1 protein-coding gene and 1 pseudogene are annotated in these 870 nt (G+C 39.4%); one reads left to right on the forward strand and one right to left on the reverse strand.

The features are described 5' to 3' along the window. Positions 1 to 361: DUF3332 family protein (locus R7044_RS24665; protein ID WP_225455929.1), on the reverse strand; the 361-nt coding region annotated here is incomplete at its 3' end. A 330-nt stretch (positions 362 to 691) separates the two neighbouring features. Here R7044_RS24665 and R7044_RS24670 point away from each other — a divergent pair. Then, positions 692 to 870: pseudogene (locus tag R7044_RS24670) on the forward strand (deacylase); the annotation flags it as partial.

An 870-nucleotide genomic window follows, 5' to 3' on the forward strand; every position in this document is an offset into this window, starting at 1 on the left:
CTTGCTCGATAACGCGATTGTTTGTAAGTGGGCCAATCGGCGCTGTTGTAAGCGACTTATCTAGCTGGTGGTTTACATCAATGTAAGTGTCCATCTTAGTATCGAAGATGTGTGGTTTGCCGTTTAGCGGGTTTTTACCATTCAAGAACTCTAGAGAGTTAAATACGATGTAGTCAGCTGCGATTGCCACACCGTAAACTGGTGCCATAAGCATGTTTAGACCACCACGAGCGTAACGGTTATCTACCGCTTTCAAGTTGAAGCCCATAACATAGCCAGTTACCGCGTTGCTGCCAACACAACCTGAAAGTGAAACTGCCACAGCAGTCAATGCGCCAATTTTAGCAATTGCCTTTTTCATCAAAACCTCTAGTTAAAAAGTATTAGGTCGAAAATTCGGCGCGGATATTAGCTTATAAAAACTAGGGATAAAAGACAGAATTTTCCGAAGAAAGCATCTTTATTATTTTTAATACGTGGACATTTATCTAAACAATAAATAACCAATTTAAGATAAGGGTGACGAGATATTCAGCAAATAATAAACGTCACATTTACAACAAACTTTCCACAAAAGGTTATTATTTGCTCTCCTTGATTAAAATAATTTGTCGTATCCTTAATTAGAATGATTAGTGTGATTTTGACGCGATTGTTACATTGTTGCTAACTTATTTGACAGAGATGGTTTATGGCCAGAAGTAAAACAAGCAAAGTATTTGAGCTGCTCGGGCATAAAATACAACCAGGACAGCGTTTAGAAGTAGAATTCGAAGCTGCTCAGCTATACACGCACTCTCCACTTTCTATCCCTGTGGAAATCATTCACGGAAAACAAGAAGGTCCAGTGCTGATGGTGAACGCCGCAAT

This window comes from Vibrio sp. 1402 (assembly GCF_033340275.1).